Origin of the sequence: Sphingomonas sp. 66-10 (genome assembly GCF_001897045.1) — a bacterium.
GTDB lineage: Bacteria > Pseudomonadota > Alphaproteobacteria > Sphingomonadales > Sphingomonadaceae > Sphingomonas > Sphingomonas lycopersici.
This window is the reverse complement of the sequence record NZ_MKRR01000135.1, coordinates 201,756-226,697: the sequence shown is the minus strand read 5'-3', so window position 1 is coordinate 226,697 and position 24,942 is coordinate 201,756. Positions and strand designations below refer to the sequence as shown.

The window sequence follows — 24,942 nt, the reverse complement described above, 5'->3', positions numbered from 1 at the left end:
CCGGCATCGGCCGTCCCGGTGCTGACGTCCGCATCGGTCACCGGCCCGACGGGTACGGTGTGGAACACGACCGCTGACAGCTTCTACAACCTGTTCATCCGTCACCCCACCGACCAGGGTTACGTGAACTCGAACGACAATTTCTCGGGGATTTCGCTGGGTGGTCTGGCGACCGACGGCGACTTCCAGATCACCGGTGACGGTTGGCCGACGGGGGCGAGCGCCCACTACACCAACTCCGATCCTTATTATAACCTCACGCTGGTGCTGACCGAGGCGGGCAAGTCCCTCACGCTCACCGGGAAGTACACCCCGGGCACCCAGGAGTTCGTCGGGCTCACCGGTTCGGGCATCCTCAACGGCGTGAAGTACACGCTCGACTCGTTCGACTGGACGCGCGGCACGACCAATCTGGTCGGCGGCTACACCTATGCCGGCCGTATCGGCCAGACCGGTGGGTCGGCGCGCGACTATCAGGGCACCTTCTCGCTCAGCTCGGGCGGGGTTCCCGAGCCGGCGACCTGGGGTCTGATGATCCTCGGCTTCGGCGGTGTGGCCGGCGCGATGCGTCGCCGTCGCAGCACGACGCTCGCGACTGCCTAAGACGCTTTCCGGTCCACGGAAATGAAAGCCGGTCGGTCCAATCGGACCGGCCGGTTTTTTCTTTGCATGGCCCTGTCATCCCAGCCCAAGCCGGGATCTCGGGCGGCAAGCGCGACGCCCGTGGCGGAAGGCCTTAGGTGATATGTAGCAGGCGTGATGCGTGGAACGTCATCCTGCGATGTCGGCGGCATTGGCGTCATAGCAGCGGACAAGCCGCGCCGTGCCCCGCGATGAACCGCGCATGAAATCGCGCGCGGCCGATCCTCATTACGGGGCAATTCTCGCCGTGTTGCCGCGAGATCGCGGTGCGATGCAGGGCTTTATCGTCTGATAACTATACCCAAGCCGCCCGTCTCGCGGTAGTGTCGCGCCGTGGGGTGCGCGGGATGGGCGTTAGATGAAGTTGAAGTTCGACGCCCGGGCGCGGGCGATCATGCAGAGATTGCCGATCCCCAGCGTCTATTCGGCGGCCGAGCTGGTCCTGCTCGGGCTGCTCGCTTTTCAGGCCGCGCGGCTGGTGTGGGTAGCGGTGACGCCGGTCGCCCCGGTCGGCGAATGGCGCGCGAGCGTGCCGACGATCCCCGCCGCGCCGGGCGACGTGCTGCGCGGGTTCGATCCTTTCTATCGGTTGGAGGGCGGCGGCGATGCGCCGGCCGTGGTCACCTCGCTGCGCCTGACCTTGTTCGGCACGCGCGTCGACGAGGCCAGCGGGCGCGGCTCGGCGATCATCGCCGGTCCCGACGGCATCCAGAAAAGCGTCGCCGTCGGAGAGGAGATCATCCCCGGGGTGACGCTGAAGGAAGTCGCGTTCGATCATGTGACGATCGATCGCGGCGGTGCGCGCGAGGATCTGTTCCTCGATCAGTCGGCCGGGACGGCGAATGCGGCGTCGCCTGGCGTCGCGCCGGCGCCGGGCGCCGTGCCGCCGCCGGTGGCGGGCAACCCCCCGCCGGGGGGCGGGATCACGATTAGTCGGTTCCGCGCCGAGGTCGGTTTCGTGCCGCGTATCGAGGGCGGCAAGATCGCCGGCCTCGTCGTACGTTCGCAAGGTTCCGGCGCCGCGTTTCGCGCCGCCGGATTGAAGGAGGGTGACATCATCACCGCAGTTGGGGGTCGGTCGATCAGCAATCCGGCCGATCTGGATATCATCGCCGGCGGGTTGAATGGTGGCGGCACGCTCTCGCTGACCGTGCAGCGCGACGGCCAGTCGATCCCGCTCAGCCTTGCGGTGGCGCCGCAATGAGGCTGCTTTGTTTCGCCAGCGGCATCGCACTGGCGCTTGCCGCCCCGGTCGCCGCGCAGACCACGCTCAACGTGCGCGACGCCGATATCCGCGCCTTCATCGCCGATGCGGCGAAGGTGACCGGCCGCGTGTTCATCATCGACGGCCGCGTGCAGGGCAAGGTGACGGTGGTGACCGATCGCCCGCTGAGCAAATCCGAATATTTCGAGGTGTTCCTCTCGACGCTGCGTGCCAACGGGCTGGTCGCGGTGCCGACCAGCAACGGCGCGTTGCGCGTCCAGCCGATGGAAAATGCCGCCGCCCAGCCGGGGCGCGTCGGGCTCTCCGGCGCGGCGCGCAACCAGTTCGTGACCGAGATCGTCCGGCTGCGTTCGATCGACGCGCAATCGGCGGTCGATACGGTGCGGCCGCTGGTCAGCCCGCAAGGGTCGCTCACCGCCAATCGCGGCGGCAATTCGCTCGTCGTCGCCGATTTTGCGGATAACGTCCGCCGCGTGCGGGAGGTGCTCAAGCGGATCGATACCGACGGTGCCGCGACGCGGGTGATCGCGCTCAAGAACGCCGGCGCGCGCGACGTCGCCACCGCGCTCCAGGCGCTGGTCGGCAATCCGGCGGCGGGCGGCGGGCAGCCGACCAGCGTGGTCGCGGTCGACGGCGCCAATTCGATCGCGCTGCGCGGCGATCCCTCCACCGTCGCGCGGCTGGCGCAGGTCGCGCTCGATCTCGATCAAAAGGCCAAGAGCGGCACCGAGATCCGCGTCGTCTTCCTCGAGCACGCCGATGCCGCGCAACTGCTCCCGGTGCTCCAGCAACTCGTCGGCCAGGCGCCCGACCAGATTCCGCAGAACACGCTGTCGCAATCGAATTTCGGCGGCACCTCGGCCAACGGCGGCGGGCGTTCGGGCAACAATGCGCCGATGGCGATGGCGCCGTCGCAGACCCAGTCGCAGGCCGCCCCCGGCGGCGGGGCGGCGGGGCAGGCGGCGATTAGCGCCCAGGGCGGGCGCGCGCCGGCGGTGGTGACGCGCTTCACCGGGGCGAATGCGATCGTCATCGCCGCCCCGGCGGACATCCAGCGCCAGCTTTCGGAGGTGGTGCGCCAGCTCGATACGCGGCGCGAACAGGTGCTGGTCGAGGCGATCGTCGCCGAGGTTTCGGATACCACCGCGAACAAGCTCGGCTTCCAGTTCCTGCTCGGCAATCTGAAGGGCGGGGCGTTCGGCGCGACGAGCTTCTCCAGCTCGGCGCCCAATCTGCTCACCGTCGCGGGCGCGATCGGCGCGCGTCAGCTCGCCACGACGACGACGACGGTCAACGGCACCACCACCGTCACCCAGACCAACAATTCGATCAGCGACGCGCTGGCGCAACAGGCAGTCAATTCGATTCTCGGGACGAGCGGCGGGCTTGCCGGCTGGGGCGGGAAGATCGGCGACACGATCTTCGGCGCGATCATCAACGCGGTGAAATCGGACAATACGTCGAATCTGCTCCAGGCGCCGAGCCTGATCACGCTCGACAATCAGGAAGCGCGCATCCTCGTCGGGCAGGAAATCCCGATCACCACGGGGCAGGCGCTGAGCCAGAATTTCGACAATGCCTTCCGCACCGTCCAGCGCGAGAATGTCGGCATCCAGCTCGAGGTGCGGCCGCAGGTCAATTCGTCGGGGTCGATCAAATTGTTCCTGCACCAGCAGGTCAGCTCGATCGCCGGGCCGGTTTCCAGCGACAATTCGGATCTGATCCTCAACAAGCGCGAGGTGGAGACGACGCTGACCGTCGACGACGGGCAGATCGCGATCATCGGCGGGCTGCTCGACGATAACGAGCGGCGGACGATCGAGAAAATTCCGCTGCTCGGGGACATTCCGGGGCTCGGCCAGCTGTTCCGCTCGAAGGCCAAGACGCGCACCAAGACCAATCTGATGGTATTCATCCGCCCGACGATCCTGCGCACCCCGGAGGACAATCGCCGCGTGACCGAGCAGCGCTACGGCTATCTCCGGCTCAAGCAGGGCCTGTCGGACCCGTCGCGCGAGCCGTCGATCGACGAGCTGGTGCGCGATTATATGGGCGCGGCGCCGCCGATCCCGTCCGCCCCGATCCCCGGCAATATCGAGGACCCGCGGGTCAACGTGCCGGTGCAGCGCAGCTCGACCACGGTGATCAAGCACGGGAAGGAGCGATGACCGCGCCGGCCGAGGAAGCGCCGCTGCCTCCGGTCGACGAGGGTGCCGCGCCGCTTGCCGGCATCGTCCCGCCGGTCCAGCTGCCTTATGCCTTTGCACGCCGCTTCGGGGTGATCTTCGACGGCGAGCGCGTCGCGCTGCGCGACGGCGCCGACGCCGCGGCGCTGATCGAGGTGCGGCGCGTCGTCGGGCGCCCGTTCGATGTCGAGGTGCTGGAGAAAGCCGCGTTCGACCGGCTGCTCGGCAATATCTATGCGATGGACGGACAGGCGACCGCGCTGGCCGCGGTGGGGATGGGCGACGAGCTTGATCTGCTGGCCGACGGCATCCCGACCGCCGAAGACCTGCTCGACACCGCCGATGACGCCCCCGCGATCCGGCTGATCAACGGCGTGATCGCCGATGCCGCGCGGCACAATGTCAGCGATATCCATATCGAGCCCTATGAGACCGGGCTGGTCGTCCGGATGCGGATCGACGGCGTGCTGCGCGAGACGTTGCGGATGCCGCCGCATGTCGCCCCGGTGGTGGTCAGCCGCATCAAGGTGATGGCGCGGCTCGACATCGCCGAGCGCCGCGTGCCGCAGGACGGGCGCATGGGGCTGACATTGGGCGGCAAATTGCTCGACGTGCGCGTCTCCACTTTGCCGAGCCGCGCGGGGGAGCGGGTGGTGCTGCGTATTCTCGACAAGGAGAATGCCGGGATCGATCTCGACGCGCTCGGGATGAGCGAGCGGATGCACAATCTGATCGATCATGCGATCCACGAGCCCAACGGGATCGTGCTCGTCACCGGCCCGACCGGCAGCGGCAAGACCACCACGCTCTATGCCGCGCTGCGCATGCTCAACGACGGCGCGCGCAATATCCTGACGGTCGAGGACCCGGTCGAATATGCGGTCGACGGGGTGGGGCAGACGCAGATCAACCCGCGCGTCGGGCTGACCTTCGCCGCGGGGCTGCGCGCGATCCTGCGGCAGGACCCCGATGTGGTGATGGTCGGCGAAATCCGCGACCGCGAAACCGCCGAGATCGCGGTGCAGGCGTCGCTCACCGGGCATCTCGTGCTCTCGACCGTCCACACCAATGACGCGGTCGGCGCGATCACCCGGATGCGCGACATGAAGGTCGAGCCGTTCCTGCTCGCCTCCACGCTGCGCGCGGTGGTGGCGCAGCGGCTGGTGCGGCGGCTGTGCCCGGTGTGCCGTCACGCGGTGCCGGCGGGGGACAGCGTGTCGAGCCTGCTCGGCATCCCGGCGGATACGATCGTCTACGAGCCGGTCGGCTGCGGCGAATGCGCGCATACCGGTTATAAGGGGCGCGTCGGGGTGTTCGAGGCGGTGCGCGTCGACGATACGATCCGTCGCCTCATCAACGAAGGCGCCGACGAAGTGGCGATCGCGCGCCACGCCTTCGCGGTCAACGAGACGCTGGCCGATGCGGCGCGGCGGCTGGTCGAGCAGGGGGTGACCACCCCCGAGGAAGCGGTACGCGTCTCGCGGCGCGATGCGATGGACGTGGAAGAGGTGCTCGATGTTTGAGGCATCGGACGCCAACCACGATCCGTTCGCCCTGAGCTCGTCGAAGGGCTGCCCTTCTTCGTCGGCAGAAAAGGGCAGGGCTTCGACAAGCTCAGCCCGAACGGGGCATAGGGAAGCGCGATCTAACGCCGCGCTATCCGGCGTCGCCATCTGCCGTGGCTGATTTCGACTATCTCGCGATCGACAAGCGCGGCAACGAGACGCGTGGGCATATCGCGGCGCCCGATGCCGAGGCGGCGCGCGCGATGCTCGATCGGCGGCGGCTCTATGTCGTCAAGGTCGAGCCGGGGGCGGGGCGTGCCGCGCGCGGGCGGCCGTTGTTCGGGCTGCGCATCCTCAGCGCGCGCATGTCGACCAAGCAGCTCACGTTGTTCACCCGCCAGCTCGCGACGTTGAACCGCGTCTCGCCGCTCGAGGAATCGCTCCGCACGATCACCCGCCAGACCGAGCAGGAAAGCGTCCGCGCGATCGTCTCGCAAGTCCATGCCGGCGTGGTCGAGGGGCGGCGGCTGGCCGATGCGATGGCGCGCGAGCCGCGCAGTTTTCCCTCGCTCTATCGCGCGATGGTCGCGGCAGGCGAAAGCTCGGGCACCTTGCCGACGATCCTCGACCGGCTTGCGCTATTGCTCGAACGGCAGGCGGAAATCCGCGGCAAGATGCTGACTGCGCTCACGTATCCCGCGATCCTTGCGGTCGTGGCGATGGGCGTGGTGCTGGCGCTGATGGCGTTCGTCGTGCCGCAGGTGGTCGAGCAATTCGATACCGTGGGGCAGCAATTGCCGCTGCTGACGCGGATCGTGATCGGGATTTCGCACCTGCTGGTCGGCTGGTGGTGGGCGATGCTGATCGTGCTCGCCGCGCTCGGCGCGCTGGCGTGGCTTGCGCTGCGCCAGCCGCCGATCCGGCTCGCGTTCGATACGCGCCTGCTGCGCGTGCCGTTCGTCGGGCGGCTGCTGCGCGATCTTCATGCGGCGCGGATGGCGCGGACGCTGGCGACGATGGTCGCGAGCCGGCTGCCGCTGCTCGAAGGGCTCGCGCTGACCGGGGGGACGATCCACAACCGCCGGCTCAAGCTCGCCTCGGAGGAGATTACCGAGGCGATCCGGGGCGGCGGCAGCCTCTCGGGCGCGATGCGGCGCACCGGGGTGTTCCCGCCGCTGCTCACCTATCTCGCCGCGTCGGGCGAGGCGGCGGGGCGGCTCGACGAGATGCTTGAGCGCGCCGCCGATTATCTCGAACGCGAATTCGATCGTTTCACCGCCACCGCGCTTTCGCTGCTCGAGCCTGCGATCATCGTGATAATGGGTGGCGTGGTGGCGACGATCGTGCTGTCGATCCTGCTGCCGATTCTCCAGCTCAACACGCTTGCAGGCCAATGAGGAATCCGATGTCGACCGAACAGAAAAAGCGCCGCCGCAAGAGCGAGGAGGGGTTCACCCTGGTCGAGCTGATGGTGGTGATCGTCATCATCGGGCTGCTCGCGACGATCGTCGCGATCAACGTGCTGCCCTCGGGCGACACCGCGCGGATCCAGAAAGCCAAGGCGGATATCGCCAATATCGAGCAGGCGCTCGAAATGTATAAGCTCCAGGTCGGCAGCTATCCGACGACGACGCAGGGGCTCGGCGCGCTGGTCACCGCGCCGTCGGGGGTCGATGCGGGGCGCTATCAGGCCGGCGGCTATCTGAAGAAGCTGCCGAACGATCCGTGGAACCGGCCCTATCTCTATGCATCGCCGGGGAAACATTCCGCCGCCGACGTGTGGAGCCTCGGTGCCGACGGCAAGGAAGGCGGCGAGGGCGTCCATGCCGATATCGGCTCCTGGCCATAAGAGCGGGGGGCACACCACCCGTCACCCCGGCCTTGCGCCGGTGCGCGTCGTTCCTTGTGTCCCCGCGAAGGCGGGGACCCGGTCTGGGCTCCCGCCTTCGCGGGAGCGCAATTCCGCCGGCTTCACCCTGATCGAGTTGATGATCGTCGTCGTCGTGATCGCGCTGGCGTCGGCGGTGGCGGTGCTGGCCTTGCCCGATCCGCGCGGCCGCGTGCTTGACGAGGGCGCGCGCTTTGCGGTGCGCGTCCGTGCTGCGCGCGACGGCGCGATCGTCGAGGCGCGACCGACGAGCGTGTGGGTCACCCCGCGCGGCTATGGCTTCGATCGTTGGGAGGCTGGCCGCTGGATCGCGATTGACGACAAGCCGCTGCGCGCGACCGAATGGGGCCGCGGCACGACGGTGGCCGTCCCCGAGCGTTCGCGCGTCACCTTCGACACCACCGGCGCCGCCGATCGCCCGGTGACGATCCCGCTGCTGCGCGAACGCGCGCGCGCGACGGTGACGATCTATCCCGACGGCACGGTGAACGTCGATGGCTAGGGCGTGCGCTACCCCGCGTCGCCCCGGCCCCGATCCGGTGCGCGCCCTTCCTTGTGTCCCGGCGAAGGCGGGGACCCAGTCTGGCCTACCGCTTTCGCGGGAGCACAATTCCGCCGGCTTCACCTTGATCGAGATCATGGTCGCGCTGACCGTATTCAGCCTCGCCGCGCTCGCGCTGGTGCGGCTGGAGGGTGCGACGATCCGCTCGACCGGGATGCTCGATTCGACATTGCTGGCGCAGATCGTCGCGCGCAACGTCGCGGTCGAGGCGGTCACCGATACCGTGCCCCCGGTGGCCGGCAAGGCCGAGGGCAATGAGCAGAACGGCGGCCGCGACTGGCATTGGGTCCGCGACGTGCGCGCGATCGGCGACGGGCAAGTGATGCGCGTCGACGTCTCGGTCGCCGATCGCGACGGGCGCGTGCTCGGCCGGCTGACGATGGTTCGCCCGCCCGACGCGGTGGCGGCACGATGAGAGCGCCTTTCCCCTCCACCCCGGCGAAAGCCGGGGTCCAGCAACCTACCTCAAGGCAAATGCCGTCCACCCCCGTTCGCTCTGAGCCTGTCGAGGGGCGGCCCTCGCTCACGGACGGCAGGACGCCCTTCGACGGGCTCAGGGCGAACGGCCTCTATTTCGCGCGCGGCGAGCATTCCGCCGAACACGGCTTCACGCCCCCGTGTCGGCGCTCCGCCGAACACGGCTTCACGCCCCCCGCCGGGCGCTCCGCCGAACACGGCTTCACTTTGGTCGAAGTGCTGATCGCGATGCTGATCTTCGGGATGATCGCGGCGGCGGGGGTGGCGTTGCTATCGTTCAGCATCCGCGCGCAGGGCGCGGCGGTGGCGCGGCTCGACGATGTGGATTCGGTCGAGCGGCTTTCGTCGATCCTGTCCGCCGATTTCGCACAGGCGGTCGAACGCCCCAATCGCGACGAGCGCGGCGTGATGCAGCCCGCCTTCGTCGGCACCGGCACGTCGGTGCGGCTGGTGCGCGGCGGGTGGAGCAATCTCGACGGCGCCGCGCGGCCGTCGCTGCAAAAGGTCGAATATCGGCTCGAAGAGGAGGCGATCGATCGCGTCGCTTATCCGATGCTCGATGGCGCCGAGCCCTATCCGCCCGGCGCGATGCTCAGCGACGTGCGCGCGATGACGCTGCGCTATCGCTTTCGCGGGGCGTGGAGCGATCGCTGGGACGGCACGCAGGGTGCGGCCTTGCCGCAGGCGGTGGAACTGACTGTCACCCGCCGCAACGGCACGATGTTGCGCCAGTTGTTCCTCGTCGGCACCGGATACGAACAGGGGCCGCCGGAAGCCGAACATGGCCGGTAAGCGCATCGATCCCCCCGCGCGCGAGCGCGGCGCGGCGCTGCTGACGGTGCTGCTGCTCGTCGCGGTGATCGCGGTGATGGCCGCGACCGGGCTGGAGAAATTGCGCCTGTCGACCCGGCTCGGCGGCAATGCGATCATGCTCGATCGCGCGCGCGCCTATGCGCAGGCGGCCGAGACGCTGGCGACGACGCGGATTACCGCGCTGCTGCAGCGCGATGCGAGCAAGGTCACGCTCGCCGGCGGCTGGTATAACCGCCCGTTCCCGCTGCCGGTGCCCGACGGGACCGCGATCGCGCGGGTGGTCGACGGCGGTAATTGCTTCAATCTCAATAGCCTGGTTACCCGGGGCGGCGACGGGCGCTATGCCGCCAACCCCCCGGCGGTCGAGCAGTTCGCGCGGTTGATGCGGCTGATCGACGTGCCCAACGGCGGGAGAATCGCCGCGGCGACCGCGGACTGGATCGACAGCGATGATACCCCCTTGCCCGGCGGCGCGGAGGATTCAGCCTATCTTGGCGGGCAGCCGGGCTATCGCACCGGCGCCACATTGATGGCCGATCCGAGCGAGTTACGCGCGGTCGCCGGGGTTTCCGCCGTGACCTACACGCGGCTGCGCCCGTGGATCTGCACGCTGCCGGCCGCCGAACGATCGGTGATCAATTTCAACACCTTGCTGCCCGAACAGGCGGCGCTGTTCGCGATGCTGCTGCCCGATACGATGAGCGTCGGGCAGGCGCGCGCGCTGCTCATGCGGCGCCCGCCCGACGGCTATGCCGATCGCGATGCGATCTGGAAGGCGCCGGGGCTGTCGGGGATCACCGCGGATCAGCGCGCGCAGGAGCAGGCGGATGTCACGACGCACTGGTTCGCGCTCACCGTAGACGTTAGGCTGGGGCAGGTTTCGATGCAGGAACGCGGGCTTATCGACGCAAGCACACTTCCCGCGCGGCTCGTATCGCGGCAATGGGGTGATGAGGGTCCAAACTTGACTAGGACAGCACCGTGACGGCGACCCTGCTCTTTCTGCCGCCGCGCGTCGGCGATCCGTGGCGCTGGCTGCGGATCGAGGGCGATGTGGTCACCGCGCGTGGCCAGGGCGTGCCCGAGGCGGACGACGCCCCGGTGGTCGCGGTCGCCCCCGCCGATGCGGTGACGTTGCACTGGGCCGCCTTGCCCGCACGCACGCAGGCGCAGGCCGCCACCGCGGCGCGGATCGTGGTCAACGACGCCTGTGCCGCGCCGCAGGATCAGCTCCATGTCGCGGTCGGCGAGACCGATGACGACGAGCGCGCGATCGGCGTGGTCGCGATCGATCGGATGCGCGGCTGGCTCGACGGGCTGCGCGGGCTGGGGATCGACCCCGCGGTGGTGGTGCCCGCGCCGCTGCTGCTCCCGGTGCCCGAGGAAGGCTTCGTCCGTGCCGATCTCGGCGGGCAATCGGTGGTGCGCGGCGCGTCGAGCGGGTTCGCCGACGAGCCGCAGCTGACCGAATTGGTCACCGCCGGCGCGGCGACCGAGACGCTCGAACGCGAGGCGCTCGATCGCGCGCTGGTCGCCGCGGTCGCCGCGCCGGCGCTCAACCTGCGGCAGGGGCCGTTCGCGCGCATCCGGCGGCGCGAGATCAACTGGCCGCTGGTGCGGCGGCTGGGGCTGCTCGTCGCGCTGCTCCTGCTCGCGCTGCTGGCGACCGACCTCGTGCGGATCACGCGTTATTCGCTCGCCGCCAGCCGGCTCGACGCGCAGGCCGATTCGCTCGCGCGGCAGGGGCTGGCGCGCGGGGTGACCGCCGACGGCGATCTTGCCGCCAAGCTCGATCTGCGGCTCGCGCATCTGCGCGGGCCGGGGCAGGGCTTCACCCGCACCGTCGCGGCGGCGCTCGCCGCGATTCGCGCGACCCCGGGCAGCGAGGCGAGCGCGCTCGATTTCCAGTCCAACGGCGATTTGCGCATCACCCTGATCGCGCAGAGCGATGCCGAGGCCAATGCGGTCCAGGCGCGGCTGCGCGACGCGGGGTTCGCGGTGACGCCGGGGGCGTTCGAATCGGCCGGCGGGCGGCTGAAGGGCGATGTGACGGTGCGGATACGATGACCCGGTGGAAGACATGGTTCGACGCCCGCGCGCCGCGCGAACGCTGGCTGATCCTTATCATGCTCGGGCTGCTCGCGGTGACGATCGTCTGGGTCGCGGTGATCCGCCCGGTGCAGGACGGGCTCGCCAGCTCGCGCGAACGCTATGACGATGCGGTGATACGGCTCGGCCAGACGCAGACGACGGTCAACGCGATCCACGCGATCCAGCGCGGCCATCCGCAGCCGCTCGGCGCGCCGCTCGCCGATGCGGTGCGCGAACGCGCCGAGGCCGCCGGCTTCACGCTCGCCGGGGTCGATACCGGCGCCGACAGCGTGCGCACCTCGATCGGCAGCGCGAAGGCCGGCGCCTTGCTCGGCTGGCTTGCCGGGCTGGAGGCGGACGGCGTGCTGATCGACGGCGCGACGATCACCGCCAACGGCGACGGCACCGTCGCCGCGCAACTCACGTTGAAGGCGCGGCGGCCGTGAGCGGATTCCGCCTCAATATCGGGCGCGGCACATTGTTCGCGGCGATCCTGGTGGTGGCGCTGATCGTGACCCTGCCGTTGCGGCTGGCGCTGGCGTGGTTCGGGGTCGCCGAGGCGGGGATGACCGCGCGCGAGGTGACCGGCAGCATCTGGTCGGGCCGGATGGTCGAGGCGCGATTCGGCCAGATCGCGTTGGGCGAGCTCGCCGCGCGGGTCTCGCCGCTGCCGTTGCTGATCGGGCATGCGCGGATCGTGCTCGCCGCCCCCGACGGCGCCGCCGGATCGCGGTTGAGCGGCGCGATCGACGTGACGCGGCACAATATCGGGCTGAGCCATGTCACCGCCAGTCTGCCGGTCGGCAACGCCTTTTCGCCCGTCCCGGTGACGACGCTGGAGCTGGACGATGTGAGCGTCGGCTATGCCGGCGACACCTGCGAGCGCGCCGAGGGGCGGGTGCGCGCGCTGCTGACCGGCGATGTCGCCGGGCAACGCATCCCGACGACCATGAGCGGCACCCCGCGCTGCGACGGCACCGCTTTGCTGCTGCCGCTGACCAGCCCGGCGGGCGAGGGCTCGACGATTCGCATCTGGCGCGACGGCCGCTATCGTACCGATCTGACGCTCGCGACGAGCGACCCGACGCAGGTCGCGCGGTTGCAGGGCTTCGGCTTCGTCCAGACGCCGCAGGGAATGCAATTGGCGATCGAAGGGCGGTTCTGACCCGTGTGGCGCGTCATCCGCTTCCTTCTCCCCTCCCTTGAACAGGGGAGGGGCCGGGGGTGGGTTGGCCTGCGAGGAAGCGGATCGGTGCCCCCCATAACCACCCACCCCCAACCCTCCCTTCATCAGGGAAGGGAGCGGAACCGGGGCTTTTCGTCCGATCCGAACGGGAATGACGAAACGAACGCGCTCTGATAGCTTGACCAGATGCCCGCACCCCCGCTAGGGCGCGCATCCATTGCGGCGATCGTAGCTCAGTTGGTTAGAGCATCGGTTTGTGGTACCGAGGGTCGCGGGTTCAAGTCCCGTCGATCGCCCCATTTTCCCTCATCCTCGCGAATTGGCTGGCGTTCGCTGGCTGATAATATTATTGCGCCATGACGCACTTTCATTGCGTGCGGTTATGGAGGGATGAAGACGATGGACTGGGGCTTCCCGGATTTCGACGCCCATGAAGGCGTCCACCTGTTCACCGATCCGGCGTCGGGGCTTCACGCGATTATCGCGATTCACTCCACCGCGCTCGGGCCGGCGGCGGGCGGCGTGCGCTTCTGGCATTATGCGAACACCGACGGCGCGATCACCGACGCGCTGCGCCTGTCGCGCGGGATGAGCTACAAGAATGCGATGGCCGGGCTGGCGCTGGGCGGCGGCAAGGGCGTCGTGCTCGCCGATGCGCCGGGTGCGACGATCACCGAGGCGCAGCTCAAGGCATTCGGCCGCGTCGTCGAATCGCTCGGCGGGCGCTATGTCACTGCGGAAGATGTCGGCATGTCCGAGGCGCGGATGAAGGTCATCGCGGGCGAGACGCGTTACGTCTCCGGCCTGCCGGTGGCGAGCGGGGCGGCGGGCGGTGATCCCGGGCCTTATACCGCAATGGGGGTCTATCTCGGGGTCAAGGCGGCGGCGAAGCGCGGGCTCGGCGCGGTCGACATGAAGGGCGTGCGCGTCGCGGTGCAGGGCGTCGGCTCGGTCGGCGGCGGGCTGGCGCGACTGCTCGCCAAGGACGGCGCGGTGCTGACGCTGGCGGACGTCGATACGGCGCGCGCCGAGGCGCTCGCGGCGGAGCTGGGCGCGAGCGTCGCGGCGACCGCCGACATTCTGTCGCTCGACGTCGATCTGGTCAGCCCCAATGCGTTGGGCGCGATCCTCACCGAAACCTCGATCGCGGCGCTGAAGGCGAAGGTCGTCGCGGGCGGGGCGAACAACCAGCTCGCGACGCGCGAGGACGGGCGGCGCATCCACGAGCGCGGCATCGTCTACGCCCCCGATTATGTGATCAACGCGGGCGGGATCATCAATGTCGGGCTCGAATATCTCGGCGCCGGCGACGAGGCCGAAGTGCGCGCGCGCATCGCCCGCATCCCCGAGCGACTCGATCAGGTGTGGGACGAAAGCGACGCGACCGGCGATCCCTCGTCGGAAGTGGCGGACCGTATCGCGCAGCGGCTGATCGGGCGCGGGTGAAGTCCCGCGCGCCCTAACTGGGCTCCCGCGAAGGCGGGAGCCCAGTCTGGAAGAGCGTACCACCCCGGCGAAGGCCGGGGTCCAGTTACGATCGGCCCGATGCTGGACCCCGGCCTGCGCCGGGGTGAAAGGCGGGGCTGGGCTCGGCGAGACCGGGTCTTGTTTCGCGCCTGATGCTATAGGGGTGACGGCCGTGCGATCTTGCCATATTGGCGCAGGATCGTGCCCGCGCTTCATGCCTTCGCCAATCCCGCTCGCTTCCTCAAGCTGGCCCGGCCGCTCACCCCGGTGGTGACGTGGCTCGGCGTCGCGCTGATCGCGCTCGGCTGCTGGGCGGGGCTGACGCAGACCCCGCCCGATTATCTGCAGGGCGAGACGGTGCGTATCCTCTACATCCATGTCCCCGCCGCCTGGCTCGGGATGGGCGGGTGGAGCGGGATCGCGCTCTCCAGCGTCGCCTATCTCGTCTGGCGCCACCCGCTTGCCGATGTCGCGGCGCGCGCGATCGCGGTGCCGGGGGCGGCGTTCGCGCTGATCTGTCTCGTGACCGGTGCGATCTGGGGACGGCCGACCTGGGGCACCTATTGGCAATGGGACGGGCGGCTCACCTCGATGCTGCTGCTGTTCTTCGTCTATCTCGGCTATATTGCGCTGGCGCGCGCCGATCGCGAGCGCGGCGGCGACGGGCGTATCCCGGCATTGTTCGGGATCGCGGGCACCGTGCTGCTGCCGATCATCCGTTATTCGGTGGTGTGGTGGAACACGCTGCATCAGGGGCCGAGCATCGGGCTGACCGGCTCGTCGATCGATCCGTCGCTGATCTGGCCGCTGCCGATCATGCTCGCGGGCTTCACTTTGTTGTTCGCCGGCATCGTGCTGATGCGGATGCGCGCGATTCTGGCGCAGGCCAAGGCGGAGGCGCGGATGCGCCGGCGGGCTGCGCAATGAGCCCCTGGCCGTTCGTGATCGCGGCTTATGCGGTGACGCTGGGCGGCGCGGCGTTGGTCGCGCTGTGGAGCTGGCGCGCGATGCGCAAGGCGGAAAAATGAAGGCCAAGCATCAACGGCTGACGCTGGCGTTGCTGGCGGTGGCGGCGATCGTCGGCGCGGGGCTGCTCGCGCTGTCCGCGCTCAAGGATCGCGCCGCCTTCTTCTACGCCCCCTCCGACGTGACCGCGCAGACCCTGCCGCTCGGCAAGGCGGTGCGGCTCGGCGGGATGGTCGAGGCGGGGTCGCTCAAGCGCGCGGCGGACGGGGTGACGATCCATTTCGTCGTCACCGACGGCCGCGCCACCACCCCGGTCACCTTCACCGGCATCGCCCCCGATCTGTTCAAGGAAAAATCGGGCGTGGTGGCGGAGGGCGAGTTCCGCCCCGACGGATCGTTCGTCGCGACCAATTTGCTCGCCAAGCATGACGAGAAATATATGCCGCCCGAGATCGCCGGGAAGATGCACGAGACGAAGACGCTCGCGCAATGACCGGCTATCTGATCCTCGCGCTGCTCGGCGCGCTCGCCTTCGGTGCGCTGGTCGCGTTCCGGCTGCCGCGGCTCGCCTGGTCGATCGCTGGGGCGGCGCTGTTCCTCGGCGCGACGGGCTATGCGTGGCAGGGGCGGCCGGGGCTTCCGGCGCATCCCGCGACCCCGAGCACCCGGGCGGTGGCGGTCGAGCCCGAGGTGATCGCGTTGCGCGATCGGCTGATGGGCGGGCGCTTCACCGCCGACGGCGCCTATCTCGTCGCGTCGGATGCGATGCTGCGCACCGGCGATACCGCCGCGGCGACTCAGGTGGTGCTCGGCGGGATCCGCGCGATTCCGCACAGCTATATTCTGTGGACCCAGCTCGGCACCAATTTCGCGCTGCATGACGGTGATCGCATGTCCCCCGCGGCGCTGGCGGCATTCCGCCAGGCGATGCGGCTGGCGCCCAAGCATCCGGCGCCGCCTTACTATATGGGGCTGGCCTTTCTCCGCGCCGGCGATTTCGCCGCGGCGGTGCCCTTGTGGCACCGCGCGCTGGCGCTGTCCGCCCCGAAATCGGACTATCAGCAGGAAATCGCACGGCAATTGGCGGTGCTGGAGCGCGTGATGCAGCTCGCGCAGCAACAGGGCGCGGCGCCGCCCCCGCGCTGAGGTCTCGGGCAGGCCGCATTTTACGCCCACCGTCACCCCGGCCTGAAGCGGGGTCCATCGTGCCGCACGCTCTGCGGCTGGAGCCTCCTGCGCCGCGCCTGCCTCCTGACGGACCCCGGCTCAGGGCCGGGGTGACGGGTGTAGATAAACGTTTGTATTCAGATAGATAGCCCAAAGATTGTCGCTGTCCCCGCAACCGTCACTCGTGTGAACTTCGTGAACTTTGCCCCGATCCGGCACGCTTGCAACAGTCGCGGGCGATCCCCACATCAACGCGCCGTCGCGCTGTTGCGGGGGTAGGGGCAGCATGCTAGGCGCGGCGCCTCAAAGGCGATTGCGGGTTTTCTGCCGTGATTCCGGTTTCTGCGATTATTTCGTGACCACAACTCAAACCGCGGGCGTGCTCAGCGCGCACGATCATCGACGCGACAGCCTGGCGAAGCTGGCTGTCGGGGCGATCGGCGTCGTCTATGGCGACATCGGCACCAGCCCGCTCTACGCGATGAAGGAGGTGTTCGTCGGCCATCACCCGCTGACGGTCGACCAGCTCCACATCTTCGGGGTCGTCAGCCTCGTCTTCTGGTCGCTCGTGCTGATCGTCACGTTCAAATATGTGATGGTCATCCTGCGCGCGGATAATGAAGGCGAGGGCGGCAGCCTCGCGCTGCTCGCGCTGATCCAGCGCCGCAGCGGCGCGGGCAAGAGATGGGGGCCGAGCCTCGTCATGCTCGGTGTGCTCGCCAGCGCCCTGTTCTTCGGCGATTGCATGATCACCCCGGCGGTGTCGGTGCTGTCGGCGGTCGAGGGGCTCGCGACGGTCGAGCAGGGGTTCAGCCATTTCGTCATCCCGATCGCGGTCGCGATCCTCGTCGGGCTGTTCTACCTCCAGTCGGTCGGCACCGCGCGGGTGGGCAAATTGTTCGGCCCGATCATGGCGGTCTATTTCGTCACGCTCGGCGTGCTCGGGCTGATCCATATCCTGCAACAGCCGCATATCCTGCTCGCGCTCGATCCGCGCTGGGCGGTGCGGTTCGCGGCAGACGACGGGCGGCTGGCCTTCCTCGCGCTCGGCTCGGTCGTGCTCGCGCTGACCGGGGCGGAGGCGCTTTATGCCGATATGGGGCATTTCGGGCGCCGCCCGATCGCGCTCGCGTGGATGTGGTTCGTCTTCCCGGCGCTGATGCTCAACTATCTCGGGCAGGGCGCGCTGCTGCTCGCCAACCCTGCCGCGGCGGAGAATCCCTTCTTCCTGATGGCCAATGAGGCCTGGCGCCTGCCGCTCGTCATCCTCGCCACCGTCGCGACGGTGATCGCCAGCCAGGCGGTGATCACCGGCTGCTATTCGGTGGTGCATCAGGCGATCCAGCTCGGGCTGATGCCGCGTCTGCGCATCAGCCACACCAGCGCGTCCGAAGCGGGGCAAATCTATATCGCCTCGGTCAATTGGGCGCTGATGACGATGGTGCTGCTGCTGATCTTCGGCTTCCGCGAATCGTCGAACCTCGCCGCGGCCTATGGCATCGCGGTGACCGGCACGATGTTCATCTCCACCTGCATGATCGGGGTGCTGATCTATCGCGTATGGCATTGGCCGCTGTGGGTGGTGGTGCCGTTCGTCGGCACCTTCGTCATCATCGACGGGCTGTATTTCTCGTCCAACCTGACCAAGGTGCTCGACGGCGGCTGGTTCCCGCTGCTCGTCGCGGCGATCTGCTTCGTCATGCTCACCACCTGGGCGACGGGGCGCAAGCTGATGATCCAGCGGATGCGCGAGGGCGCGATGCCGATCAAGGTGTTCATCGGCTCCGCCGCCACCTCGGCGACGCGCGTGCCGGGCACCGCGGTGTTCATGACCTCGACCCCGGAGGGCGTGCCCCACGCCTTGCTCCACAATCTGAAGCACAATCGCGTGCTCCACGAGCGGGTGATCCTGCTGACCGTCAAGGTCACCGACATGCCCTATTTCCCCGAGAACGATCGTTTCATGCACGACGATCTCGGGCAGGGCTTCCACCGCGTGATCCTGCGCTACGGCTTCATGGAGGCGCCCGACGTGCCCGCCGCGCTCAAAACCTTCCACGGCTGCGGCGGGGTCGACATCCGCATGATCGACACCAGCTTCTTCCTGTCGCGGCAGACGCTGCTGCCCTCGGAGCGGCCGGGGATGATGATCTGGCGCGAGAAATTGTTCGCCTGGATGCTGCGCAACGCGGAAAGCGCGATGGAATTCTTCCGCCTGCCGACCAATCGCGTGGTCGAACTGGGCACGCAGATCGAGATTTGACCGCGCCGATCGTCGTCACCGCCTTGTTCGGCGCGGGCGATCAGGCGTGGTTCGAGGCGCTGCGCCGGGCGCATTATCCGCCCGCGCGCAATCAGGTATCGGCGCATCTCACCTTGTTCCACCACCTCCCGCCGTCAATCGAGGCGGAGGTGAGGCAGCGGCTGGCGGCGGAGACGCGTCATGTCGCCCCGCCCGCCGCCACCTTGCGCGAGCCCTATTCGTTGGGCCGCGGGGTCGCGTGGCGAATCGAGAGCGAGGGGCTCGCGGCGATTCGCGCGCGGCTGGCGGAGGGGTTCACCGGGCTGCTCGTGCCGCAGGATATGGCCGGCTGGCGCCCGCACGTGACGATCCAGAACAAGGTCGAAGCGGCCGAGGCGCGCGCATTGCTCGCGGCGATGCGCGCGGGTTTCCGCGCGCGGCCGCTGACGATCACCGGGCTCGCCGCCTGGTGGTATCGCGGCGGCCCGTGGGCGCCGCTGTCGCGTCATATGTTCGGATAGGAAATGGTAGCGGAGGAGGGACTTGAACCCCCGACACGCGGATTATGATTCCGCTGCTCTAACCAGCTGAGCTACTCCGCCCCAAGGCGTTTATCGCCGAAGCGAGGGGGCCTATTAGCAGCGCCGCCGAAGCGGTCAAGCGCCCAGTTAGGGCGCAGACACCGGCGCGCCGAACAGATCGTGGTCGTCGGCGTCCTCGATCGTCACCTTGACGATATCGCCCGGCGACAGGCTGCCAGCGTCGCGCAGATTCACCTCGCCGTCGATATCGGGCGCATCGGCGGCCGAACGGCCGGTCGCGCCGCCGTCTTCGCCCACCGCGTCGATGATCACCTCCAGCGTGCGCCCGATCTTCGCCTGCAGCTTGGCGGCGGAAATCGCCGCGGTTTTCTCCATCACCCGGGCATAGCGCTCTTCCTTCACCGCCTCGGGGACCGGATCGGGCAGCGCATTGGCCGCGGCGCCCTCGACCGGCTCGAAGCGGAACGCGCCGACGCGATCGAGCTGCGCCTCGTCGAGCCAGTCGAGCAGATAGCGGAAATCGTCCTCGGTCTCGCCGGGGAAGCCGACGACGAAGGTCGAGCGAATCGCGATATCGGGGCAGATCTCGCGCCAGCCGCGGATCCGTTCGAGCACTTTGGCCTCGTTCGCCGGGCGCTTCATCGCCTTGAGCACCGCGCGGCTGGCGTGCTGGAACGGAATGTCGAGATAGGGCAGCACCAGCCCCTCCGCCATCAGCGGGATCACCTGATCGACGTGCGGATAGGGATAGACGTAATGCAACCGCACCCAGGGCGCGATCCGGCCGAGCTCGCGCGCCAGGTCGGTCATATGCGCGCGCACCTCGCCGCCCTTCCACGGCCAGGATTTGTGGCGCAGATCGACGCCGTAGGCCGAGGTATCCTGGCTGATGACCAGCAATTCCTTGGTCCCCGCCGCGACCAGCTTTTCCGCCTCGCGCAGGATAGCATCGGGACGCCGGCTGACCAGATCGCCGCGCAGCGAGGGGATGATGCAAAAGGCGCAGCGGTGGTTGCAGCCCTCCGAAATCTTGAGATAGCTGTAATGGCGCGGGGTGAGCTTGAGCCCCGCATCGGGGATCAGATCGACATAGGGCGAGATACTCGCCGGCGCGGCCTCGTGCACCGCCTCGACGACCTGCTCATACTCATGCGCGCCGGTGATCGCGAGCACATCGGGGAAGCGCGCGCGGATCACCTCGGCTTCCTTGCCCATGCAGCCGGTGACGATGACGCGGCCGTTCTCCGCGATCGCCTCGCCGATCGCCTCGAGGCTTTCCTCCTTGGCCGAATCGAGAAAGCCGCAGGTGTTGACCAGCACGACATCGGCCCCGGCATAGTCGGGCGACATCTGATAGCCGTCGGCGCGCAGCTGGGTGAGGATGCGCTCGCTGTCGACGAGGTTCTTCGGACAGCCGAGCGAAACCATGCCCACGCGGGGCGGGGAGGGGAGTTTGGTTGCCATAGGGAAGCGCGCCACATAGCGATTCGCGCGCGCTTTTCCTAGGGTGCTGTCGATATGGCGTCTTTCACCCTGATCCCGCACCCCGATTTCCCGCCGCTTCGGGTGCGCGGAGTAAGCGTAGAGCTGGAGCGGAACGGTAGCGAAACGTGTCTGCGCTATGCGGTCGATGGGGCCGATGCGGTGATCTGGCCCGCGCCCGCCGCGCTCGAGCGCGCCGACGAATTGTGGAAGGCGACCTGCTTCGAGCTGTTCGTGATGCCGGGCGAGGGGGCGGCGTATCTGGAGTTCAACTTCTCGCCCTCGGGCCGGTGGGCCGCCTATGCGTTCGATGCTTATCGCGCCGGGATGCATGATCTTCCACTGTCAGCGGACCCGAAGATCGAGCGGAGTGGCCACCATATCATCATCCGTCACCCCGGCCTTGAGCCGGGGTCCATCGCGCCGCAGGCTCAGCCGCTAGAACCTCCTGCGCCGCGCCTGCCTCCCGATGGACCCCGGCTCAAGGCCGGGGTGACGGGTCCGCGGATCGCGCTCACCGCGGTGATCGAAGAAACCGGCGGCGTCCGTTCGTTCTGGGCGCTGGCCCATGCCCCCGGCGCGCCGGATTTCCACAACCCGGATTGCTTTGTCGCGCGGCTCCCGGCACCTGATCGCGCATGAAATTCGGGATCGATCGCCTGCTCGCCGATGCGAGCCTCAGGAAACCGCTGGAGGGGAAGCGTGTCGCGTTGCTCGCGCATCCCGCCTCCGTCACCGCAGACCTCACCCACAGTCTCGACGCGCTGGTCGCGGCGGGGCTCAATATCAGCGCAGTATTCGGCCCGCAGCACGGCGTGCGCGGCGATCTGCAGGACAATATGATGGAGTCGCCCGACTTCACCGATCCGACCTATGGCATGCCGGTGTTCAGCCTTTACGGCGAGGTACGGCGGCCGACCGGGCAGTCGATGGGGACGTTCGACGTGCTGCTGGTCGACCTGCAGGACGTCGGGTGCCGCATCTACACCTTCGTCACGACCCTGCTCTACGTGCTGGAGGCCGCCGCGGCGCACGGCAAATCGGTGTGGGTGCTCGATCGCCCCAATCCCGCCGGGCGGCCGATCGAGGGGCTGACGCTGCGCCTCGGCTGGGAGAGCTTCGTCGGCGCCGGGCCGATGCCGATGCGCCACGGGATGACCCTGGGCGAGATGGGGCGCTGGTTCATCGATCGCTTCCGCCTCGACGTCGACTATCGCGTGATCGAGATGGAGGGCTGGCAGCCCGGCGCCGCGCCCGGCTATGGCTGGCCGCCCGAGCGGGTGTGGATCAACCCCAGCCCCAACGCCGCCAACGTCAATATGGCGCGCGCCTATGCCGGCACCGTGATGCTCGAGGGCACGACGCTGAGCGAGGGACGCGGGACGACGCGCCCGCTGGAATTGTTCGGCGCACCCGATATCGACGCCCGCGCGGTGATCGCGGAGATGCGCGCGCTGGCGCCGCAGTGGCTTGCCGGGTGCACGCTGCGCGATTTCTGGTTCCAGCCGACCTTCCACAAACATGTCGGGGCGTTGTGCGCGGGGGTGTTCATCCACGCCGAGGGGGCAGCGTACGACCACGCCGCGTTCCGCCCGTGGCGGTTGCAGGCTTTGGGGTTCAAGGCGATCCGGCGGCTCTACCCGGATTATCCTTTGTGGCGCGATTTTCCGTATGAATATGTCTTCGACAAGCTCGCGATCGACGTGATCAACGGCGGGCCGGGGCTGCGCGAGTGGGTCGACGATGCGGCGGCGGTGGCGGGCGATCTCGACGCGCTGACCGTTCCGGACGAGCAGGCGTGGGAAGCCGAGCGGCAGGCGTTCCTGCTTTATTGAGCTTCGTTTCTTTCTCCCCTCCCTTGTTCAAGGGAGGGGAGAAAGAGGAAAGGTCGCGGGGCTCAGCGCTCGATCGTCACCGTCGACGGATGATGCTTGTCGAGGTGGCGCTTGATCGTCCTCAGGTTGAGCGTGTTCGAGCGATAGAAGAAGTCCGCCGCGTCGCCGATCACCGGGATCACCCCGAGCAACGCGTCGAACCCGACCCGCGCGCTCATCCGCGCGAGCTGGAAGCGGCTCATGCCGAGGTTGCGTGCTTCCCACACGATCCACGCGCCGAGCACCGCCGCGATCAGATCGCCCGCCACCGGCACCAGCCCGAGCAGGGCATCGAGCCCGACGCGCCGGTTGATCCCCGGGATGACGAACAATCCTTCGAGCAGTTTCTCCATCACCTCGATCCGCTGGCGGATCGCGGCGGGGTCGCGGCCGATGGGCAGGCGATCGAGGATCGCCGGATCGATACGGGCGGTGCGCATGGTCATATCCGTCACTTGGGGACGGCGCGCAGCCTGTTCAACGGGTGCCACGCGCGCGCGTTCGGCTGCCACTGGCGCAGCCGCAGCGATACCAGCGACCAGCGGAACGGGCGCGCGATCGGGATGAACGAGACGTCCGCCGCCACCGCGGCGTCGGCGGTGGCGATCGCCGCGCTGCGCGCCGCGAGCGTCGGGGCGACCCGCGCCGCCTCCACCGCGTCGCTCGCCGCGCCGCCGCACGGGGCGCAGGCCATCGCGAGATACCAGCGCGCGCTGTCATAGGGCGCGACCGCGTCGATCAGCCGCAGATCGGCGTCGCGCGCGTCCTGCGCGACGCGCACCGGCTGGATGCCGACCGATTGCAGGTCGGCGCCGATCCGCGCCCAGAGCAAGGTGCCGCCCGGCCCGCCGGGCAGCGCGACGCGCAGCACGACCGGCTCGGGGTGGATGCCGCGCCACGAGGCGACCTGCGCCTTCGCCTGCTGCCGGCGGTCGCCGACATCGATCGCGACCCAGGAGGGGATCGCCGGCGGGGTCGCCGAATCGAGCTGGTCGGGCAGCAATTGCTCGGTCGGCGCCCATTCGGGGGAGAAAGCCTCGACCAGCCCGGCGCGGTCGATCGCGGCGGCGATCGCCGCGCGATTGTCGGCCGAGGCGAGGAAGCCCTCGCGATTGGTGATCGCCAGTCCGAACAGCCCTGCCGCCGGATCGAGCTTCACCTCCGCCGGCGGCACCGTGGCGATCTGGATCAGCGGCCAATCGCCCACCGTGCCGCCCGCCACCAGATCGGAGCCACGCGCGATATAGCGCATGATCGCGCGCGACGCGGGCTCGCCGATCAGCCGCACGTCATCTTCGGGCACCTTTTCGGGTATCTCGTCGGGCGAGCGATTCGGGTCCGACACCGGGGTCAGCAGCATCGAGCGGTGACCCGCGTGCATGATGCGGAACGGGCCGGTGCCGGCAGGGTTGCGCCGCCGGACGATCGCCAGCTCGGGCTGCGCGAATAATTTGAGCAGATCGGGGCGAGGGTGGGAGAGTTCGATCTGGATGACCTGCGGCGTCATCTCGACGATCGATTCGATGCTGGTGAGAAACGGCTTGAGCGGGTTGCGCGACGCTGCCGCGATCTGATGCTTGAGGATCGCCACCACTTCCTGCGCGGTGACCGGGCGCCCGTCCGACCACACCGCCTCGCGCAGCCGGAAGATATAGGTCATGCCCTCGTCGGTGACGATCCAGCGCTCGGCGACACCGGGCTCGATCTGGCCGGTCGCGTCGAAGCGCACCAGACCCTGCGCCACCGAATCGGCCAGCGCGCGATCGCTCTCGGGCCAGTCGCCGCGGCTCGCATCGCTCAGCTCAGGCGGGGCGCCGATGACGCTCGCCACGACCGGCCCGACATCGGCGCGTCGGTCGCAGCCAGCGAGCAGCGCGAGCGACGCGCTTGCGCCCAGACATGCGATGGTGCGGACGGCGGGACTCGAACCCGCACGCCAATGGCAGAAGATTTTAAGTCTCCAGCGTCTACCGATTCCGCCACGTCCGCGCATCGCGCACGACGTGAAGTCTACCGGAGCCGCCGCGTCAAGCGACGTTGAGCCGCTGGCGCATTTCCTTGCCGGGTTTGAAGTAGGGAACGCGCTTCGCGTCCACGTCCACCATCTCCCCGGTGCGCGGGTTGCGCCCGGTGCGCGCATCGCGGGCGCGGGTGGAAAAAGCGCCGAAACCGCGCAGCTCGACCCGACCATTCTCGGCCAGCCGTCGCACGATCTCGTCGAAGAAGGTTGATACGATCTCCTCGACCTCACGCAACGAAAGCTCGGGATTGGTCTCTGCGAGCTGCTGGACGAGTTCGGATCGGATCATGGGCAACCTCTGAAGCGATTATCGTTAAACGCGCGATTACTAAGGTCGCAATAATACAGGGAAACCGCCGATCGGAATAGGAACGAAACGACAGTATGCTGTAATTTCGTGTCAAGCTGGGACCCGGGCAGGAAATGATCCTGCCCGGGCTGCCCCGATTACTTCTTGGAATCGCGAGCCTTGAGCGCTTCGCCCAGGATGTCGCCCAGCGACGCGCCGGAATCCGACGAGCCATACTGCGCAACTGCCTGCTTTTCCTCGGCAATCTGCATCGCCTTGACCGAGAAGGTCGGCTTCTTCGAACGATCGAAGCCGGTA

At 68.5% G+C, this 24,942-nt stretch carries 25 protein-coding genes and 3 tRNA genes; 22 read left to right on the top strand and 6 right to left on the bottom strand.

All coding sequences use genetic code 11. The features are described from left to right. From BGN95_RS18015 to BGN95_RS17920, 20 genes are all read left to right on the top strand, one after another. On the top strand, positions 1–603 hold a 603-nt coding region (locus tag BGN95_RS18015; RefSeq protein WP_286773530.1), incomplete at its 5' end, for a PEPxxWA-CTERM sorting domain-containing protein. 397 nt (positions 604–1,000) lie between these two features. Next, positions 1,001–1,846, top strand: coding sequence for a type II secretion system protein N (locus BGN95_RS18010; RefSeq protein WP_286773529.1), 846 nt, complete (start codon positions 1,001–1,003; stop codon positions 1,844–1,846). Then, a complete protein-coding gene (gspD, locus tag BGN95_RS18005) occupies positions 1,843–4,035 on the top strand; it encodes a type II secretion system secretin GspD (protein ID WP_286773528.1) in 2,193 nt (730 codons plus the stop codon). The genes BGN95_RS18010 and gspD overlap by 4 nt, the downstream gene beginning before the upstream one ends. Further along, on the top strand, positions 4,032–5,576 hold the full coding sequence (locus BGN95_RS18000; protein WP_265268909.1) for a GspE/PulE family protein: 1,545 nt from the start codon (positions 4,032–4,034) through the stop codon (positions 5,574–5,576). The genes gspD and BGN95_RS18000 overlap by 4 nt, the downstream gene beginning before the upstream one ends. 155 nt (positions 5,577–5,731) lie before the next feature. Beyond that, positions 5,732–6,955: a type II secretion system inner membrane protein GspF gene (gene gspF, locus BGN95_RS17995; RefSeq protein WP_265268910.1), complete on the top strand. Its 1,224-nt coding sequence runs from the start codon at positions 5,732–5,734 to the stop codon at positions 6,953–6,955. Between the two features lie 8 nt (positions 6,956–6,963). Then, positions 6,964–7,407: a type II secretion system major pseudopilin GspG gene (gene gspG, locus BGN95_RS17990; protein ID WP_286773527.1), complete on the top strand. Its 444-nt coding sequence runs from the start codon at positions 6,964–6,966 to the stop codon at positions 7,405–7,407. Positions 7,408–7,447: 40 nt separating this feature from the next. Then, complete coding sequence (locus tag BGN95_RS17985; RefSeq protein WP_265268911.1) at positions 7,448–7,948, top strand: GspH/FimT family pseudopilin; 501 nt, start codon at positions 7,448–7,450, stop codon at positions 7,946–7,948. Positions 7,949–7,985: 37 nt separating this feature from the next. After that, a complete protein-coding gene (gspI, locus tag BGN95_RS17980; protein ID WP_432423336.1) occupies positions 7,986–8,423 on the top strand; it encodes a type II secretion system minor pseudopilin GspI in 438 nt (145 codons plus the stop codon). Between the two features lie 59 nt (positions 8,424–8,482). Further along, positions 8,483–9,277 carry a type II secretion system minor pseudopilin GspJ gene (gspJ, locus tag BGN95_RS17975; RefSeq protein WP_286773526.1) on the top strand — a complete coding sequence of 265 codons (795 nt, stop codon included), beginning with the start codon at positions 8,483–8,485 and terminating at the stop codon, positions 9,275–9,277. Beyond that, positions 9,267–10,283: a type II secretion system minor pseudopilin GspK gene (gene gspK / locus BGN95_RS17970; protein WP_286773525.1), complete on the top strand. Its 1,017-nt coding sequence runs from the start codon at positions 9,267–9,269 to the stop codon at positions 10,281–10,283. Before gspJ ends, gspK begins: the two co-directional genes overlap by 11 nt. Next, on the top strand, positions 10,280–11,365 hold the full coding sequence (gene gspL / locus BGN95_RS17965) for a type II secretion system protein GspL (RefSeq protein WP_286773524.1): 1,086 nt from the start codon (positions 10,280–10,282) through the stop codon (positions 11,363–11,365). Before gspK ends, gspL begins: the two co-directional genes overlap by 4 nt. Continuing rightward, entirely contained in the window at positions 11,362–11,835 is a 474-nt protein-coding gene (locus BGN95_RS17960; protein WP_265268915.1) for a type II secretion system protein M, read from the top strand. The genes gspL and BGN95_RS17960 overlap by 4 nt, the downstream gene beginning before the upstream one ends. Further along, the gene (gspN, locus tag BGN95_RS17955; protein WP_265312294.1) at positions 11,832–12,554 is read left to right on the top strand and encodes a type II secretion system protein N; all 723 of its coding nucleotides are present in this window, start codon (positions 11,832–11,834) and stop codon (positions 12,552–12,554) included. The genes BGN95_RS17960 and gspN overlap by 4 nt, the downstream gene beginning before the upstream one ends. A 243-nt stretch (positions 12,555–12,797) precedes the next feature. Continuing rightward, positions 12,798–12,874: transfer RNA gene (locus tag BGN95_RS17950), tRNA-His, on the top strand. A gap of 91 nt (positions 12,875–12,965) precedes the next feature. Next, a complete protein-coding gene (locus BGN95_RS17945) occupies positions 12,966–14,021 on the top strand; it encodes a Glu/Leu/Phe/Val dehydrogenase dimerization domain-containing protein (protein WP_502688313.1) in 1,056 nt (351 codons plus the stop codon). Positions 14,022–14,243: 222 nt separating this feature from the next. Further along, positions 14,244–14,969: a heme ABC transporter permease CcmC gene (gene ccmC, locus BGN95_RS17940; RefSeq protein WP_286773522.1), complete on the top strand. Its 726-nt coding sequence runs from the start codon at positions 14,244–14,246 to the stop codon at positions 14,967–14,969. 97 nt (positions 14,970–15,066) lie between these two features. Continuing rightward, positions 15,067–15,501 carry a cytochrome c maturation protein CcmE gene (ccmE, locus tag BGN95_RS17935; RefSeq protein WP_265268919.1) on the top strand — a complete coding sequence of 145 codons (435 nt, stop codon included), beginning with the start codon at positions 15,067–15,069 and terminating at the stop codon, positions 15,499–15,501. Next, complete coding sequence (locus BGN95_RS17930; RefSeq protein WP_286773521.1) at positions 15,498–16,154, top strand: tetratricopeptide repeat protein; 657 nt, start codon at positions 15,498–15,500, stop codon at positions 16,152–16,154. Before ccmE ends, BGN95_RS17930 begins: the two co-directional genes overlap by 4 nt. Before the next feature lie 400 nt (positions 16,155–16,554). Beyond that, positions 16,555–18,438 (top strand): potassium transporter Kup, encoded by a 1,884-nt coding sequence (locus tag BGN95_RS17925; RefSeq protein WP_265269009.1) that lies wholly within the window; start codon positions 16,555–16,557, stop codon positions 18,436–18,438. Then, positions 18,435–18,938: a 2'-5' RNA ligase family protein gene (locus tag BGN95_RS17920; RefSeq protein ID WP_265268921.1), complete on the top strand. Its 504-nt coding sequence runs from the start codon at positions 18,435–18,437 to the stop codon at positions 18,936–18,938. The genes BGN95_RS17925 and BGN95_RS17920 overlap by 4 nt, the downstream gene beginning before the upstream one ends. 4 nt (positions 18,939–18,942) lie before the next feature. Here BGN95_RS17920 and BGN95_RS17915 read toward each other — a convergent pair. Beyond that, positions 18,943–19,019, bottom strand: a tRNA-Met gene (locus tag BGN95_RS17915). A 66-nt stretch (positions 19,020–19,085) separates the two neighbouring features. Continuing rightward, on the bottom strand, positions 19,086–20,423 hold the full coding sequence (gene rimO, locus BGN95_RS17910; protein ID WP_286773520.1) for a 30S ribosomal protein S12 methylthiotransferase RimO: 1,338 nt from the start codon (positions 20,421–20,423) through the stop codon (positions 19,086–19,088). Positions 20,424–20,477: 54 nt separating this feature from the next. Between rimO and BGN95_RS17905 the strand changes: the two genes are divergently transcribed. Both BGN95_RS17905 and BGN95_RS17900 read left to right on the top strand, forming a co-directional pair. Further along, positions 20,478–21,083 (top strand): DOMON-like domain-containing protein, encoded by a 606-nt coding sequence (locus BGN95_RS17905; protein ID WP_286773519.1) that lies wholly within the window; start codon positions 20,478–20,480, stop codon positions 21,081–21,083. Then, positions 21,080–22,276 carry an exo-beta-N-acetylmuramidase NamZ family protein gene (locus tag BGN95_RS17900; protein WP_286773518.1) on the top strand — a complete coding sequence of 399 codons (1,197 nt, stop codon included), beginning with the start codon at positions 21,080–21,082 and terminating at the stop codon, positions 22,274–22,276. Before BGN95_RS17905 ends, BGN95_RS17900 begins: the two co-directional genes overlap by 4 nt. Positions 22,277–22,338: 62 nt before the next feature. Here BGN95_RS17900 and BGN95_RS17895 read toward each other — a convergent pair whose 3' ends face one another. The 4 genes from BGN95_RS17895 to BGN95_RS17880 form a co-directional block, all read right to left on the bottom strand. Further along, the gene (locus BGN95_RS17895) at positions 22,339–22,755 is read right to left on the bottom strand and encodes a DUF4112 domain-containing protein (protein WP_265268925.1); all 417 of its coding nucleotides are present in this window, start codon (positions 22,753–22,755) and stop codon (positions 22,339–22,341) included. 11 nt (positions 22,756–22,766) lie between these two features. Continuing rightward, complete coding sequence (locus BGN95_RS17890) at positions 22,767–24,146, bottom strand: ABC transporter substrate-binding protein (protein WP_286773517.1); 1,380 nt, start codon at positions 24,144–24,146, stop codon at positions 22,767–22,769. A gap of 74 nt (positions 24,147–24,220) precedes the next feature. Further along, positions 24,221–24,304, bottom strand: a tRNA-Leu gene (locus BGN95_RS17885). Positions 24,305–24,342: 38 nt separating this feature from the next. Next, positions 24,343–24,624 (bottom strand): integration host factor subunit beta, encoded by a 282-nt coding sequence (locus tag BGN95_RS17880; RefSeq protein ID WP_179512017.1) that lies wholly within the window; start codon positions 24,622–24,624, stop codon positions 24,343–24,345. Between the last annotated feature and the right edge of the window lie 318 nt (positions 24,625–24,942).